Genomic DNA, 15,145 nt, shown 5'->3' on the forward strand with positions numbered 1-15,145 from the left:
CCGACCGGAACGATGTCTCGAGACTTCACATGGTGCCCCCAGTGGGACTCGAACCCACACTGAATCGATTTTAAGTCGACTGCCTCTGCCGATTGGGCTATGGGGGCCAAACCGTGCCCACTTATCTTAGGGCACGGATAGTCATGAACTGAAAATAGGGTCGGCTTCTGCGTAGCCTTCCGGCCTTAGCCCGCTAATTTTGCTGCAAGGCCAGTAATGATGCCATCGAGGATGTCTTTCTCACTGATGAAGAAAGAACGTGCCTCGCTATTGCGTTCAATCATCGTCATGATGCCCTCGACTGCCACGCATCCACCGCCAATGACATCCGCGCGTCCAGGGTGGATGACGGGGTTGAGAGCGCGAACATCCGAAGGCAGACCAATCATCTGTCGGGTGAGCACCCGCAGGGCGTCGAAACGCAGCTCGGAGCCATGAATGGAATCGGCATCGTAGCGCTCCATTCCCTGGGCCAGCGCGGAAAGAGTCGTAAACGTACCGGCGCAGCCAACGAAGGTCAGGGCTTTATCGATAGGAACGATCTTCTCGACTTCGGCCATGCGCTCAGCCACATAATCCGTAGCGATCTCAATTTCCGCTTCGGTGGGCGGATCATTGCGCATGATGCGCTCGGTAAGACGCACACATCCCATTTGTGCCGAGTGGGAGCCGAGAATCTCACCGTCGATGGTGCCAACGACGAACTCCGTCGAACCACCACCCAAATCGATAACGCAATATGGGCCCTCTTCAGAATGCAGATCCCCCACCGCGCCGGTAAAGGACAGCAGTGCTTCCTCCTCGCCGGAGATAACCTCCGCACGAGCACCAGACTGGACTTGACCGAGCAGTTCCTCAGTCATGTCAAAGAATTCGCGGTGATTTTTGGCATCGCGGGTGGCTGAAGTGGCCACCATCCGCACGCGCTCAACCTTCTCAAACTTCATCTGTTTGACGTAGCCCTCGAGCGCCGCGCGGGTCCGCGCAAGGGCCTCTGGTTCAAACTCGCCGGTGGCGTCGACGCCCTGTCCGAGACGAACGATCTCCATCGTGCGGGAGATATCGCGGATCTTTCCATCTTCCTGAATCTCACTGATAAGCAGGCGGATGGAGTTGGTTCCGCAGTCGACAGCAGCGACGCGTGTCATAAGGCTAGCCTTTCTCTTAACCGGCGTTAGAAAAATCGAACTGGGCCATATCAATGCCCAGGTCCCCCACGGTGGGCCAATCCTCTGGGATGGCGCTTCCTCGAAGTTTACCGTGTTCTGCGGCCATCGCTACGGCTTCGGTGCCGAAACGTACGCGGCCTGGCCCCTCCGCCAGGGCGTACGCAATGAGGACGTGAAGGCACTTCACGCGCTCAGGCATGCCACCACCGGAAAAGTCAGTACCTAGGTCTTCCATGGCGTTGCGCGTTGCCAGGTAGTGTTCATGCGCGGCTTGGTAATCCTTCTGCAGGCCCTCATCCTCTGCAAGGCGCTGCTCCATCCATTTCATGACATGGGCAACCTCAAGGCGCGATGCCTCAGCAGTCAAGCGCGGATCGGTGAGGTAATAAAGGGTGGGAAACGGGGTGCCGTCGGGAAGCTTAGGCGCGGTCTTAATAACCGCCGGGGCTCCGTCCGGAGTGCGGTATGCAATGTCCACGACGCCGCGTGGGGTGCGGCCCAGTTGTTCGCGGACGACTTCAAGATCAGCATCGGTCACGGTCATAGGAACCATTGTGACACGGAGGAATGGTTGAGTCCTATTCAGCAGGGGCTTGCGGTTGATTCTCTGCTTCTTCCGCTACAGAATCCCACAACACCGCGTACCACTCGCGGTCATCGGTATCCTCGCGACGCTCCGAGGTTACCGTGTCACCCGAGTCCATGCGCGGATCCATAATGCGGAAGGCCGTTTCACCCTCATCCATCACACCGAACCGGCGACGCGCCTCCTGCTTGACGTACTCCTCCGAGTTGTACTTATCAATCTCGGTGAGGAGCTCATCCTTATGGGCCTGCTTGGCGGCAATAGAGCTTTCTAGGCGGGCAATTTCTGACTGGCCGTGGTAGTAATTGCGCAGCGGGACAGCAATGGATAACAAGACTACGAGAATAACGGCAATGATCACACCGACGCCCAGAATGTCCAGGCCTTTAGGCTGGACCGGGGTCTTCTTCCGCTTGGTGCGCTGCGCATCGCGGGCACGCGTGTGTACCGGAACGGTGTTCCGGCGCTTCGTACGAGGAGAAATAGTGCGTGCCATCGGGAAGCCATTGTATCCCGGACCGGCCCCAGTGCTGTGCGGCGCGCGTCGTGTCTCAGAAATAACACGTGTCACAGAAGTTCAAATTCCGTTCCGGTACGTGCTCCGCGTCAACTTGGGCTCTGCAGCTACCCTCCCAACGCAAAAGGTGCCACAGTTTCCTGTGACACCTTCTGAACTAGCGCTAGCTCAGCGGACAGTCCGAGAAGACTGCCACTAGAGGCTAGTGGCAAACTTAGCCCTGAAAGCGCGGAAATGCGGAGCGGCCGGCGTAAACAGCGGCATCGCCCAGCTCCTGCTCAATACGCAGCAGCTGGTTGTACTTGGCTACGCGCTCAGAGCGGGCCGGAGCACCCGTCTTGATCTGGCCACAGTTCAGGGCGACTGCGAGGTCAGCAATGGTGGTGTCCTCGGTCTCACCGGAGCGGTGGGACATCATGGTGCGGTAGCCGTTGCGGTGAGCCAGCTCGACGGCATCAAAGGTCTCGGTCAGGGTACCAATCTGGTTGACCTTGACCAGCAGAGCGTTAGCAGCCTTCTTGTCGATACCCTCCTGGAGGCGTGCCGGGTTGGTGACGAAGAAATCATCGCCGACGATCTGAACCTTGTCACCGATAGTCTCGGTGAGCTTGGTGTAGCCCTCCCAGTCATCTTCCTGCAGCGGGTCCTCAATGGACACGATCGGGTACTTAGCAACGAGCTCCTCGTAAACCTTGGCCATCTCCTCAGCAGTGTGCTCGCCGCCCTCGAAGTGGTACTTACCGTCCTTGAAGAACTCGGAGGAAGCAACGTCTAGTGCCAGAGCAACGTCCTTGCCCGGCTCGAAGCCAGCCTTCTTGATTGCGTCAACGATGAGGTCGAGCGCTGCCTTGGTGGACTCGACAGACGGAGCGAAGCCACCCTCGTCACCCAGACCGGTGGACAGGCCCTTGTCCTTGATGACGTTCTTGAGTGCGTGGTAAACCTCAGTGCCCTGACGCAGCGCCTCGGAGAAGGACTCTGCGCCAATCGGAGCGATCATAAACTCCTGGACGTCCACGCCGGAGTCAGCGTGGGAGCCACCGTTGAGAATGTTCATCATAGGAACGGGCAGGACGTGGGCGTTCGGGCCACCGACGTAACGGTAGAGCGGCAGGCCAGCGGACTCGGCAGCGGCCTTAGCTGCTGCGATGGAAACGCCCAGGATGGCGTTGGCGCCGAGGCGAGACTTGTTCTCAGTGCCGTCCAGCTTGATCAGGGCCTGGTCAATGAGACGCTGGTCATCGGCCTCGAAGCCGGCAAGTTCATCAGCGATCTCTTCGTTGACGTTCTCAACGGCCTTAAGAACGCCCTTGCCCAAGTAGCGGTCACCACCGTCGCGCAACTCGTGAGCCTCGTGAACACCGGTGGAAGCGCCAGACGGAACGCCGGCGACACCGCGTGCGCCATCGTCGAGGAAGACTTCAGCCTCAACGGTGGGGTTGCCGCGGGAATCAAGAATTTCGCGTGCCATTACGTGGATGATGTCAGCCATGCTGCTTTCACTCCTATAGAGCCAAATTGATCTTGGTTTGTGTTCTGGGAGGTGCTCCCAAACCACCTGCAGCCAATTGTTCCAGAAAACTTCGGAACGTGTCGGGCTTAAACGGACAACGTGACAAAGATCTAGGAAGAGACTAGGACGTCGCAGGCTGATCAATGGCGTAGGAATTCGCCGCTGCCGCCACTTTACGCAGGTAGTCCTCCGATTGGTTGTAGTTGAGGACGGCTGAGCGCCAGCCTTCCGGCGTGGAAAGGTCCCTATCCCCAAAACACAACAATGCGGCGGCACCTAGCGCAGCATCATCAATCTGGTTGGGATCAGCCACCCCATCGCCATTGGCATCACGACCTAAATGCTCCCACGAAGAAGCGATAAATTGCATCGGTCCGACGGCGCGATCAAAGTCGGTATCGCCGTCAATCACGCCGCCATCACTATCCGGAACCATGGTGGTGTTGTTCGTACCATCGAGAGGTATACCCACGATGGGTGGGTCGGGGTAGCCGTTCTCATCGAGTGTAGAACGGTGAAAGAGGTTGCCGTTATAGGTCCCGTGACGGCTTTCAACCCAACCGATCCCCGCAAGGGTATTCCAGCGCAGATTACAGTTCGGCCAGGACTCCAGCGCAATCAACTCCGCATTGCCATAGGCCCGCAAGGCTTGATCGGGGATGCTGGTGGCATCAGCAAGCTGGTCGGACCACCACGTCAATTTATCCGCCGTGCGCCCCGGACCGTCGACATCAATATTGGGCACTTCTGCCCCGCCGACCGGTGGAAGATCCTCTGGGACAGGGGAAAGCTGCCGGAACGGGGATGGCTTATCCAGGAAGGAAAGACTCCAGGCCACCAGGGAAATGATCAGAATGATGGCTAAGACAATTCCAAGGCCACAGCCCCCGATCCTCCTAAGCCCCTGCGTCATAAAGGTGAATACTACAGCCCGTTGCGCGAAGGGGGTCTAGCGACACAGAGGGCACCACGAGGCGACTATATAGGCACGCCCTACGAAATTTGCGAAACAAAAGTTATGTCAAAATGTTCCCATGCGTAACATTCTGCGCTACACTGCAGCGTTGAACAGAGAGCCGAGGCCCCGCTGGTGCTCCACGTTCTATCACTGTCCGTTCTAGAAACGTGCTTTTCTCTTAGTCAAGGAGTTCCATGTCCATCCGTCGTATCCTCGCTACTGCTTCCGCCATTGTTACTCTGGGTGCCATCGCACCCGGTACCGCCTCCGCCGCTTCCCTCACTGAGCTGGGCGGCTTCCTTTCCCAGGGCATCCAGTCCGCTGACTGCAACGCCCTGCGCAGCACCCTCACGCTCATCGATCGAAGCACCGAAGTCGAGCTTCTGACTCCGGATACCACCCGCAACCAGCTTTCGAAGAACCTCACTGCACTGGGCACCACCGAGGAACTCGGCCCGCTGGCCTTTGCCGCGGTGAAGTACGCCGGCCAGACCGCTGACCGCGCTCTCGAGTGCAAGATTGTCAAGGAAGACACCATCGCCACCGGCGGCACGGGCCTGTCCTCCAAGATTGCGGACTACGCTCCCCTACTGTCCTCCATGATCCAGAAGGGCTAGTCCTTCTTTTCTCGGGCCTTACCTTCGGCCCACAAGCGCTCCTGTTCCTCTACCCCCACGATGTCCTCTGAGCCATCAAAAAGGTAGGGCGCGCGGGAGCGCATTTTGTTGACGAAAGACATCGCAACATCATCAAGGTTGAAGGCCCCACGGCGCGCCGCGATTTCGGCGTGGAAGAGGATCTGCAGGAAGACATCGCCCAATTCCTTCAGCAGCTCAGCATCCGAAGCATGTTCCCGCACTGCCTCGGCAAACTCAGCGGACTCTTCCTCCATATATGGCAGCAGGGTCTCGTGGGTTTGGTCGCGCTCCCACTCCCCTATGCGCCGCGCGCGCATCATCACCTCGCGCGCCTGCCACATCGGATCCTCCAAGGAAGGGGCGAGGATGAGCTCCGCGTGGGCGTCGATAAGCGCGCGCACCTGCGGATGGGAGGGGTCCGTGCTCACCACAACACCGTGGCCTGCAGGATCCTCACCGCTCAGTAACTGGTCGAAGTCCCAGCGAACTTTCACAGGAACTTCATCGGTAAAAACAACAGGTCCCTGCAGTTTTCCAACGGCCTCCATGGGTATTAGGGTGGGCCAGCGCGGATCTAACAACAGGACAGTCATAAACAACGAGTATAGGTCCCGGGCCCTATGAACATTCGCTGCAGTTGCACAAAAGCCCGCCTAAAGGGGTACTTTTAACCAATGACCACTTCCAATCTCACCGAATCGCCGCGCACGCACTCCGTGACGCTGTGGACGCTCGTCGCGCTCATCATCGGTTCCACGGTGGGCGCCGGAATTTTCTCTCTTCCGCAAAACATCGCCTCCGTGGCCGGCCCTGGTGCCATGCTCATCGGCTGGCTCATTGCTGGCGTGGGCATGCTCTCTGTTGCCTTCGTTTTTCAGATCCTGGCTCACCGCAAGCCACATCTCGACTCCGGCGTGTACTCCTATGTCCGTGCCGGCTTGGGTGATTTCATCGGCTTTACCTCTGGTTGGGGCTACTGGCTCGGCTCCGTGATGGCGCAGGTGGGCTACGCCACCCTATTTTTCAACACTATCGGCCACTACGTCCCTTTCTTTGACGCCGACCACCGCTGGGTTTCTGCCATCGCAGTGTCTTTGTTGTCCTGGGGTATCTTTGCTGTTCTCGCACGCGGGATTAAGCAGGCGGCCATCATGAACATGGTGACGTCCGTAGCCAAGATTGTGCCCATCCTGGCCTTCATCATCATCCTCGCTTTCGTGGGTTTCAGCTGGGACAAGTTCACCTTGGATATCTGGGGCAAGACTTCCGATAAGTCCCTCTTCGAGCAGGTACAGGGCATCATGCTCTTTACCGTGTGGGTCTTCATCGGCGTAGAGGGCGCATCCGTGTACTCGAAGCAAGCCCGCACCCGTTCCGACGTCGGCCGTGCCACCGTCATCGGCTTCATCAGCGTCTTGGCGCTGCTGGTCTCCGTGTCCACGCTGAGCTTCGGTGTACTCACCCAGGAGGAGCTCGCCGCGCTGCCGGATAACTCGATGGCCTCCGTGCTCACCGCCGCCGTGGGTGAATGGGGTGGTGCGCTCATCTCGCTTGGTCTGTGCCTTTCTGTGCTCGGTGCCTACGTGTCCTGGCAGATGCTGTGCGCAGAGCCAATCGTCATGATGGCTGTCGATGGCCTTCTCCCCCGCAAGATCGGCACCGTAAACATTGCCGGCGCGCCATGGGTAGCGCAGCTGATTTCAACGCTGACGATTCAGCTCTTCGTCATTATCTTTTTCCTCAACGAGACCTCTTATAACGCCATGGTGCAGCTAGCTACAATCATGTACCTGCTGCCCTACATCTTCTCCTCGCTGTACCTAGTTCTCTTGGCCGTGCGCGGCAAGGGCCTAACGCACCCACATGCCGGGGTGCGTTTCGACATCTCGGGCCCGGAGGTGAGCCGCCGCGAAAATCGCCGACACTTTTTCATCGGCTTGGTCGCCTTCATCTACTCACTGTGGCTCATCTACGCTGCTGACCCGGTCTACGTGCTGCTTGGTGCACTGGCCGTGGTCCCCAGCATGATTCCTTACGTGGCTACCCGCCTGTACAAGAAGGAACGCGTATTCAACACTTTTGAGTGGTTCGTGGTGGCACTGGTGATTATCGGCGCGGTGGCCGCGGTGTGGGGCTTGGGCACCGGCCGTTTGGTGCTTTAGAAGGCCTCGGGTTCCGAGCGATGTGACAGTACTGCATACGCGATGCAGCTGGTCAGCCAGAGCACGTGGCCGATGGCGCTGATAACGAGGAAAATGCCGCCGGTAATTTCGGCCGCTTCCTCGTTGCCGGACCACCACGTCGGCACGGTGGCTGGCCCAATGTCCCCGAAATCGGGCAGGTTGGCATTGCCCACAATGAAGCCGATAAACAGCAATGCCATTGACACCCACGCCCACTCCAACCGGCTTGGGTAATCAGCGCGGATGAATAGCGGGAGTAACCCGAGCAACACCCAAATGCCAACTAGGAAGATCCCAAACATCACCAACATGAAGGTGAGCCAGCCGCCATTCTCACCGCTGAACTTGATAACCAGGGAGACGGGGATACTGAACAACGCCGCGAACATCCACACCACCATCATGATGATTCGGGGATTAGCTCTACTCGGCCCACTGTGGTTGTTCGCGGCGTTCATTATTTTTCTCCTACGCTAATGACGTTCTTTTTAGTCTTAGCACCGCTGACGTCAACGCGCTCGAGTTCGAACATCGATGCCAAGAAATCCGCCATCCACTGCAGGAGTTCAATGTCTCGCAGCTTGGGGTCGGTGACATTGCGGCCAGCCTTGGGGAAGTTGAGCTGGATGGCCTTGGCCGCCGCGCGGTAATTGGAGCCCGGGAAGAGGCGTTTGAGGCGTACCTGTTTGGAATCTGCCAGCTCCACCGGGTGAACCTTGATGCGGGTGCCCTGCACGGTAATATCGCTGACCCCGGCCCGGCGGGCCTGGTGGCGCAGGCGCGCTACCGCGAGAAGGCGTTCCACAGGCTCCGGGACAGGCCCGTAACGGTCCTGCATTTCTTCCACCACGTGTGCCAGGTCCGCGTTGTCCTTGGACGTTGCAAGCTTGCGGTAAACCTCCAGGCGCAGCCGCTCGGAGTTGATATAGGACTCCGGAATATGTGCGTCCACCGGCAGGTCGATGCGGATTTCCTTTGGCCCTTCGTCCGTGACCACGGGGGTCTCACCGCGGGCAAGCGCTTTGAAGGTCTCTACGGCCTCGCCGACGAGGCGCACGTAGAGATCGAAGCCCACGCCGGCGATGTGGCCGGACTGCTCGGCGCCCAGCACGTTGCCGGCACCGCGCATCTCAAGGTCCTTCATAGCCACGGCCATGCCCGCGCCCAGATCGTTGTTCTGGGCGATGGTGGCCAGACGGTCATAGGAAGTCTCCGTCAGCGTGGCGCCCTTCGGGTAGAGGAAGTAGGCGTAGCCGCGCTCGCGGGAGCGGCCCACGCGCCCGCGCAACTGGTGCAGCTGGGATAGACCCATGTGGTGAGCGTTTTCCACGATGAGGGTATTCGCATTAGCGATGTCCAGGCCGGTTTCCACGATGGTGGTACACACCAGGACGTCGAATTCGCGATCCCAGAAGCCTTGGACGGTGCGCTCAAGCACGTCCTCGTTCATCTGGCCATGCGCGACAACGATGCGCGCCTCCGGCACTAGGTCCCGCAGTTCGCGTGCTTTCTTTTCGATGTCAGCGACCTTGTTGTGGATGAAGAAGACTTGGCCGTCGCGAAGCAGCTCACGGCGGATGGCCGCGGCGACCTGCTTGTCTTCGTACGCACCCACATAGGTCAGGACCGGGTGACGGTCCTCCGGAGGGGTCAAAATCGTAGACATTTCACGGATGCCCGCCATGGACATCTCCAAGGTGCGCGGAATCGGGGTCGCGGACATGGTGAGCACGTCCACGCTGGCCTTGAGCGCCTTGATGTGTTCCTTGTGCTCCACGCCAAAGCGCTGTTCCTCATCCACCACAATGAGGCCTAGGTTCTTCCACTGCACGCCTGTTTGCAGCAGGCGGTGTGTGCCGATGACGATATCCACGGAACCATCCGCCAAACCGGCGAGAATCTCCTTGGACTCCTTGGCCGAAGTAAAGCGCGAGAGCACCTCGATATCCACTGGGAAGCCCTGCATGCGCTCGCGGAAGGTATCGGCGTGCTGTTGCGCCAGCAGGGTCGTGGGCACAAGGACCGCCACCTGCTTGCCATCTTGCACCGCCTTGAAGGCTGCGCGCACTGCCACCTCGGTCTTGCCATAGCCCACATCACCGACGACCACGCGGTCCATCGGCACCGTGGATTCCATGTCTTCCTTGACGGCATCGATGGCCAGCATTTGGTCTTCCGTCTCGATGAAGGGGAAGTTATCCTCCATCTCCGCCTGCCACGGGGTATCGGGCCCAAACTGGTGGCCCGGTGCTGCCTGGCGCTTGGCATAAAGCTCCACCAGCTCACCGGCGATCTCGCGCACCGCGGCGCGCGCCTTCTTCTTAGTGTTCTTCCAATCCGAGCCGCCCATCTTGGACAGCGTCGGTGCCTCACCGCCGGTGTATTTGCTTAGCAGGTCCAGCGAATCCATGGGTACCCACAGCTGGTCGGCAGGCTGCCCGCGCTTGGATGCCGCATACTCCAGCACGATGTACTCGCGGCGGGAGGTCTCATCACCGGATTGGACGGTGCGCTCGGCCATCTTGAGGAATTTACCGATTCCATGGGTCTCATGCACCACGTAGTCGCCCTGCTTCAAGGCGAGGGGATCCACGCGGTTGCGGCGCTTTGCTGGGCGACGCTTCGCCCCCGCAATATCGCCCACACGGTTACCCGTCAGATCGGTTTCCGTGATGACGACCAGTGGCAGCGCCTCAGCATCCTTCAGCTTGCGCACCTTCGGGAACACCAGACCCGCATGGGACAAGGCCTGGTAGAGGGTGACCTCACCAGGGCTCGGCTCCCACCCAGGAGTGGCCACCTTGGTGGGAATGCCCTTTTCCGCGAAGCGCTCCACCATGCGTTTGATCGCACCCTGCGCAGGGGCAATGAAGGCGGCACGTCCGCCGGCGGTGGTGTGCGCTAAAAGCTGCGCCATCATGGCATCAATCTCTGGGATATCACCACGCGGAGTAGGTCCGGGCTCAAAATCCAACGGCAGGGTCTCCGATTCGGCGGCGGCGAACATCCCCGGCGGGGCAAAAGTCCACAGCGGGGACTCGATATTCCGGCACGTCGCCTCAAGGGACTCATAGGAGCGGTAACTCGACGCCGAGGTATCCAAGCCCTCAGCAGCCAGCGGACCGTCTGCGCCCATCGCGGCGGCCTCCCAGCCGGCCGCCAAGAACTCCGCATCGGTGGATTCCAGGTCTGCAATGCGGGTGCGGATCTTTTCCGGTGCCACGAGCAACACATGGGTGCCTGCTGCAAGGAGCTCGGGGAGGGTGACGAAGGGCTCGGCGGCAAGCACCGCCAGCACAGCTTCCATACCTTCAGCCGGGATGTGCTCCCCTACTTTGGTCAACAGTTCTGCCAGCGCCGCATTGCCGCCGAACTTCTGCGCCAACTCGCGGGCACGTGCGGCGACCTCATTAGTGATCGGCAGCTCCCGGGCGGGATAGATGGCAACCTCGCCGACCTCAATCTCCGGGATGGCGCGCTGGTCCGCCACGGAGAACTGGCGAATATCCGTAATCTCATCGCCCCAAAACTCCACACGCACCGGGTAATCCGAGGTGGTGGGGAAAACATCGAGAATTCCGCCGCGCGTGGCGTATTCACCGCGCTTGGCCACCATATCCACATGCTTATAGGCGCGAAACTCCAGCTCCGACAGGATATGAGAAAGCTCGTGCTCATCTTCTTCCTTCAGGAAGATGGGTGCACGCCCCTCCACCTTGCTCAGGATGGGCTGGCAGTACCCGCGGGCAGAGGTCACCACCACCTGGGCTTTGCCCGCCCCCACTAGGTCGAGCACACGCGCGCGCTTGCCGACGATATCCGGGGCCGGCGACAGCCTCTCATGTGGAAGCGTCTCCCAGGCTGGGAAGTAGGCGACCTTATCCCCCAGCATGGCCGTCAGCTCCGCGGTGAGGTCCTCCGCCTCACGCCCGGAGGCAGTCACCACCAGCACCGGCGCATGGTGTGCCAGCGTACCGATCGCCCACGGGCGCGCCTGGTCAATGCCAGTAATGTGCAATGAGGCTTCCCCCACTTGGGAGGCGAGGCCTTTAAGTTTCGGATCTGAGGCGGCTACCTTGAGTAGCCCGCCCAGCATCGGCGTTGCCACCTACTTAGCTCCCTTCAACTTCGGTGCTGCTTCCATGCCGGAAAGACCATTCCAGCACAAGTTAACGATGTGTGCTGCGACGGTCTCCCGCGAAGGCTCGCGCACGTCCAACCACCACTGCGCTGTGGTGGCCACCATGCCGACGAGCGCCTGGCCGTAGAGCACTGCCAGCTCGGGGTCGAGACCACGGTGTTCGAAGGCCTCACCGAGGATATGCGCAATCTGATTTACCGCCGTGTTCAACAGCGTGGAGAAACTACGCTCCTCCCCTGGCTTGGAGTCACGCACGAGGATCAAGAAACCATCGGTCTCCTCCTCCACGTAGGTCAGCAAGGCGACGACCCCCTGCTCGATGCGCTCGCGCCACGACCCTGTCTGCAGTGAATCCGTCACAACCTTCTCTAACGCGACAAGCTCGCGGTCGATGACGACAGCATAGAGGCCTTCCTTGCCTCCAAAGTGCTCATAGACCACCGGCTTGGACACACCAGCGCGTGCTGCAATGTCCTCAACGCTGGCGCCTTCGAAACCACGTTCTGCGAAGGCCGCACGTCCTATGGAGATCAACTGCTCACGGCGCTCACGCCCGGTCATCCTTTGTCGAACCATGCCTTCTACTGTATCTCCCCCACTGGACATGGCCCGCACCAGCTAAAAGTAAGCCGCAAGCAACGGGAATGCGAGTCTTGGCCACCTGTTTAGGTCTGATACGCACCCGTCGGGTAACATGTCCCCCAGCGCTCATAATGTGAGCGCGTTTCCCCATGGTGTAATCGGCAACACTACGGTTTTTGGTACCGTCATTCTAGGTTCGAGTCCTGGTGGGGAAGCTGATTAGCATAGACCGTCCATCTGTTTCTATGCAGATTGCGGGCTACTGCGCCGGCGATATTTCGGAACCTGTGGAAACCGCTCCGGACACTTACAGAGCAACAGGTAAATGCAGATGTCGCGCGCCGCATCGATAATATACTCGCCCACTGGGCAGAAACCTTTGACGACGTGCTCGAACGTGAAGATATCCCGTATCTTGCCCCCATGTCCGGTGCCTCTGTTTCACTGCAGGGTGAGGATGACAGCGCTGTCCGCGAGCTTGATCACGAGCCGAACAAATTCGCTGCCGACTCGTCACTGAACAAGCAGGAAGTACGAGAAAACCGAGGAGAGGTTACCATTGACTGCCCCCGACCAAGTCGCTATGTACACCACCCAAGATGGTAAAGCCCACGTAAGACTCCAACTAAAAGACAACGACGCCTGGCTCACCCAGAAGCAGATGGCCGATCTCTTCGACGTCACCACAGCTTCCGTCTCGCACCATATTCAGTCAATCACACGCTCAGGCGAATTAGGACCAGAAGCTACTTTCAAACAACTTTTGAAAGTACCAGGTCAAACCCGGTCCGTTTATCACTACAACCTAAACATGATTCTCAGCGTTGGCTATCGCGTACGAAGTCCACGCGGCTCACAATTTAGAAAATGGGCCACAGAAGTTCTACGCGAATACCTCACCAAGGGCTTTGCTATCGACGCTCAAAAACTCAAGAACAATGGCGCTGACACCCACTTCGACGAATTACTTGAAACCATTCGAGAGATTCGAGTCTCCGAACGCCAATTCTTCCGCAAAATCTGTGACGTCATAGCCGCAACCAGCGCTGACTATCAAGAGAAGAAATCATTTAAAGAAGTCCAACAATTCTTCGCAGGGATTCAAAACCGACTCCACTTCGCCACCCACGGCCGAACCGCAGCAGAGCTAATCTGGGAACGCGCAGACCACACTAAGCCATACGCCGGGCTCACGACATGGGGCGGAGAATCGCCCCACAAAAGCGACATGGGCATTGCGAAAAACTTCCTTGACGAAGACGAAGCTAGGCGTATGCGCAGGCTCACCACAATGTATTTAGACTATGCAGAAGACCAAGCCGAGATGGGAAAAACCATGCTCTTGAAGGATTGGGTGGAAAAAACGGAAGCCTGGCTCGTCTTCAATGAACGCGAAGTCCTCAAAGGATACGGGAAGAGGAAACACAAGCAGGCAGTAAACAAAGCCGAGGAGGAATGGAATGCTTACCAACGCCAACTCGATTCTAAGGTCAACGAAATAGACATGAAAGCTCTAGAGGCCGAAATCAAGACCATGAAACAGGGTGAGGATTAAATTTATTAATCTGATGTCCTGGTTTACGCAGCGCAGGACCGAAACGGTACCCTCCTCACAAGCAACGCAGTAAACGGTGGGTAACGAGATATGGCTATGCACTCCTAAGATACATGAGCATCACGCGGTGGCAGTTGCCCATGTGATCGAGAAGCAGGTTAAGCGGAGTAAAGATCTTGGTCCGAAAGCACTATTGCGGACCAAGCAGCGTAGCGGGCAGCTGCGTGCCCCGGGCACCGTATATGCTTCGACGGTGCAATGACGCGTATGGAGACAAGTGAAGGAAGATATCGAGAAAGCGCTGGACGAGAGCCTCCGGGGCCGCGTGAAACTGACCGTATTGAGCAAGTAATAGATTCAAATCTCGCGAGAACCTATTTACGTTTTCTGCGCCCTCGCCTAAAACCCCTAATTTCAGCTTTCCGCGCAATCGACGCCACCTGCGCCGCGGTGTAGTTCAAGGGAGCAATGCCGGCTCGCGGAAGCACCCATCCGCGCCAATAAGCCATAACTGCTAGGCCAAAGCCCACGAAGGGCGAGATGACCATGCCGAGGGCAAACTGGTCGAAGTGCGCGAAGGATGCCATCACGATTCCTGTAAGCACCGCCGGCACGGCATAAAGCGGGCTGCCGCCAAAGACCGAGGGAATCTGGCCGGAAGCAACATCGCGCACCATTCCGCCACCCACTGCGGTCAAGACGCCCAAGAAAACACAGGCAATAAACGGCATTCCATGGGTCAGCGCCTTCACGCACCCAGTCGTGCACCACACGCCCAAGATGACAGCATCCGCGTGCTCAAGAAAGATTTCCCAGGCCTTGCCCTTTAAATCCGTTAAAAACGCAATGAGCGCACCCACACACGCCAGAGTGAGATACAGCGGATCAGAGATAGCTGCTGCCGGACCGCTAGAGATCAGCATGTCACGAATCATTCCACCCGCCAGCGCCGAAAAGAGCGCCAGAAAGACGAAACCAATAATGTCGAATTCCCTCCGGCGCGCAATCGTTCCACCGATAATGCCATTGAGCACCACACCGATGAGGTCAAAGACCTGGTACAGGGAATGGATGAGGGGGTCGACGTCCTGAATCACAGATACTGACCCTAGCGTACTGCTCACATCATGATGGTGAATTTGATTCAGTTCACTATCCCCGTGCCGCCTCAGTGTGATTCAAAGGAACCCTACTGACGGTCGTCTTTACCAAATGTGCAGACCTGGAAGTACAGACCCCCAGGTGGGCGTCGTGAAGCACCAACACATTGCTTGGCGACGCACGGGGCGAGTCTGCACTTTGG

Annotated in this window: 13 protein-coding genes and 1 tRNA gene; 3 read left to right on the forward strand and 11 right to left on the reverse strand. The window is 58.4% G+C overall.

From position 1 onward, the window contains the following. Positions 1 to 30: 30 nt before the first annotated feature. From HMPREF2896_RS03850 to HMPREF2896_RS03875, 6 genes are all read right to left on the reverse strand, one after another. A tRNA-Leu gene (locus HMPREF2896_RS03850) sits at positions 31 to 107 on the reverse strand. Between the two features lie 78 nt (positions 108 to 185). Further along, positions 186 to 1,148: a Ppx/GppA phosphatase family protein gene (locus HMPREF2896_RS03855; protein WP_070447068.1), complete on the reverse strand. Its 963-nt coding sequence runs from the start codon at positions 1,146 to 1,148 to the stop codon at positions 186 to 188. Between the two features lie 16 nt (positions 1,149 to 1,164). After that, the gene (locus HMPREF2896_RS03860; RefSeq protein WP_070717880.1) at positions 1,165 to 1,713 is read right to left on the reverse strand and encodes a DUF501 domain-containing protein; all 549 of its coding nucleotides are present in this window, start codon (positions 1,711 to 1,713) and stop codon (positions 1,165 to 1,167) included. A 34-nt stretch (positions 1,714 to 1,747) separates the two neighbouring features. Further along, on the reverse strand, positions 1,748 to 2,251 hold the full coding sequence (locus tag HMPREF2896_RS03865; protein ID WP_070646291.1) for an FtsB family cell division protein: 504 nt from the start codon (positions 2,249 to 2,251) through the stop codon (positions 1,748 to 1,750). Positions 2,252 to 2,486: 235 nt separating this feature from the next. Beyond that, positions 2,487 to 3,764, reverse strand: coding sequence for a phosphopyruvate hydratase (gene eno, locus HMPREF2896_RS03870; protein WP_070447074.1), 1,278 nt, complete (start codon positions 3,762 to 3,764; stop codon positions 2,487 to 2,489). A 142-nt stretch (positions 3,765 to 3,906) separates the two neighbouring features. Further along, positions 3,907 to 4,698, reverse strand: a complete 792-nt coding sequence (locus HMPREF2896_RS03875; protein ID WP_070717883.1) for a lysozyme family protein — start codon at positions 4,696 to 4,698, stop codon at positions 3,907 to 3,909. 239 nt (positions 4,699 to 4,937) lie between these two features. Here HMPREF2896_RS03875 and HMPREF2896_RS03880 point away from each other — a divergent pair, with 239 nt between their 5' ends. Further along, the gene (locus tag HMPREF2896_RS03880) at positions 4,938 to 5,360 is read left to right on the forward strand and encodes a hypothetical protein (protein ID WP_070717885.1); all 423 of its coding nucleotides are present in this window, start codon (positions 4,938 to 4,940) and stop codon (positions 5,358 to 5,360) included. On the opposite strand, the gene HMPREF2896_RS03885 is transcribed toward HMPREF2896_RS03880, so the two are convergent. Next, positions 5,357 to 5,974: a MazG nucleotide pyrophosphohydrolase domain-containing protein gene (locus HMPREF2896_RS03885; RefSeq protein ID WP_070447080.1), complete on the reverse strand. Its 618-nt coding sequence runs from the start codon at positions 5,972 to 5,974 to the stop codon at positions 5,357 to 5,359. The genes HMPREF2896_RS03880 and HMPREF2896_RS03885 overlap by 4 nt on opposite strands. A gap of 81 nt (positions 5,975 to 6,055) precedes the next feature. Between HMPREF2896_RS03885 and HMPREF2896_RS03890 the strand changes: the two genes are divergently transcribed. Next, complete coding sequence (locus HMPREF2896_RS03890; RefSeq protein ID WP_070646282.1) at positions 6,056 to 7,543, forward strand: amino acid permease; 1,488 nt, start codon at positions 6,056 to 6,058, stop codon at positions 7,541 to 7,543. Here the strand turns inward: HMPREF2896_RS03890 and HMPREF2896_RS03895 are convergent. From HMPREF2896_RS03895 to HMPREF2896_RS03905, 3 genes are read right to left on the reverse strand one after another with little or no spacing between them, the layout of a single operon-like run. Next, complete coding sequence (locus HMPREF2896_RS03895) at positions 7,540 to 8,022, reverse strand: hypothetical protein (protein ID WP_070447088.1); 483 nt, start codon at positions 8,020 to 8,022, stop codon at positions 7,540 to 7,542. The two genes, HMPREF2896_RS03890 and HMPREF2896_RS03895, sit on opposite strands and share 4 nt — an antisense overlap. Then, positions 8,022 to 11,660 carry a transcription-repair coupling factor gene (gene mfd, locus HMPREF2896_RS03900; RefSeq protein ID WP_070717889.1) on the reverse strand — a complete coding sequence of 1,213 codons (3,639 nt, stop codon included), beginning with the start codon at positions 11,658 to 11,660 and terminating at the stop codon, positions 8,022 to 8,024. The genes HMPREF2896_RS03895 and mfd overlap by 1 nt, the downstream gene beginning before the upstream one ends. A gap of 12 nt (positions 11,661 to 11,672) precedes the next feature. Continuing rightward, on the reverse strand, positions 11,673 to 12,281 hold the full coding sequence (locus HMPREF2896_RS03905; protein WP_070646275.1) for a TetR/AcrR family transcriptional regulator: 609 nt from the start codon (positions 12,279 to 12,281) through the stop codon (positions 11,673 to 11,675). Positions 12,282 to 12,846: 565 nt separating this feature from the next. Between HMPREF2896_RS03905 and rhuM the strand changes: the two genes are divergently transcribed. Then, entirely contained in the window at positions 12,847 to 13,842 is a 996-nt protein-coding gene (gene rhuM, locus HMPREF2896_RS03910) for a RhuM family protein (protein WP_141754759.1), read from the forward strand. 374 nt (positions 13,843 to 14,216) lie between these two features. Here the strand turns inward: rhuM and HMPREF2896_RS03915 are convergent, their stop codons facing one another. Continuing rightward, positions 14,217 to 14,936: a trimeric intracellular cation channel family protein gene (locus HMPREF2896_RS03915; protein WP_210388741.1), complete on the reverse strand. Its 720-nt coding sequence runs from the start codon at positions 14,934 to 14,936 to the stop codon at positions 14,217 to 14,219. Between the last annotated feature and the right edge of the window lie 209 nt (positions 14,937 to 15,145).

Origin of the sequence: Corynebacterium sp. HMSC069E04, from assembly GCF_001813175.1 — a bacterium.
In the GTDB taxonomy this organism is placed as follows: domain Bacteria; phylum Actinomycetota; class Actinomycetes; order Mycobacteriales; family Mycobacteriaceae; genus Corynebacterium; species Corynebacterium aurimucosum.

Bases quoted from the DNA above. Each gene is read 5' to 3' on its own strand.
- HMPREF2896_RS03865 (WP_070646291.1), bottom strand. From the start codon at position 2,251: ATGGCACGCACTATTTCTCCTCGTACGAAGCGCCGGAACACCGTTCCG.
- eno (WP_070447074.1), bottom strand. From the start codon at position 3,764: ATGGCTGACATCATCCACGTAATGGCACGCGAAATTCTTGATTCCCGC.
- HMPREF2896_RS03880 (WP_070717885.1), top strand. From the start codon at position 4,938: ATGTCCATCCGTCGTATCCTCGCTACTGCTTCCGCCATTGTTACTCTG.
- HMPREF2896_RS03855 (WP_070447068.1), bottom strand. From the start codon at position 1,148: ATGACACGCGTCGCTGCTGTCGACTGCGGAACCAACTCCATCCGCCTG.
- HMPREF2896_RS03875 (WP_070717883.1), bottom strand. From the start codon at position 4,698: ATGACGCAGGGGCTTAGGAGGATCGGGGGCTGTGGCCTTGGAATTGTC.
- HMPREF2896_RS03860 (WP_070717880.1), bottom strand. From the start codon at position 1,713: ATGACCGTGACCGATGCTGATCTTGAAGTCGTCCGCGAACAACTGGGC.
- HMPREF2896_RS03890 (WP_070646282.1), top strand. From the start codon at position 6,056: ATGACCACTTCCAATCTCACCGAATCGCCGCGCACGCACTCCGTGACG.
- HMPREF2896_RS03905 (WP_070646275.1), bottom strand. From the start codon at position 12,281: ATGGTTCGACAAAGGATGACCGGGCGTGAGCGCCGTGAGCAGTTGATC.
- HMPREF2896_RS03895 (WP_070447088.1), bottom strand. From the start codon at position 8,022: ATGAACGCCGCGAACAACCACAGTGGGCCGAGTAGAGCTAATCCCCGA.
- mfd (WP_070717889.1), bottom strand. From the start codon at position 11,660: ATGCTGGGCGGGCTACTCAAGGTAGCCGCCTCAGATCCGAAACTTAAA.
- HMPREF2896_RS03885 (WP_070447080.1), bottom strand. From the start codon at position 5,974: ATGACTGTCCTGTTGTTAGATCCGCGCTGGCCCACCCTAATACCCATG.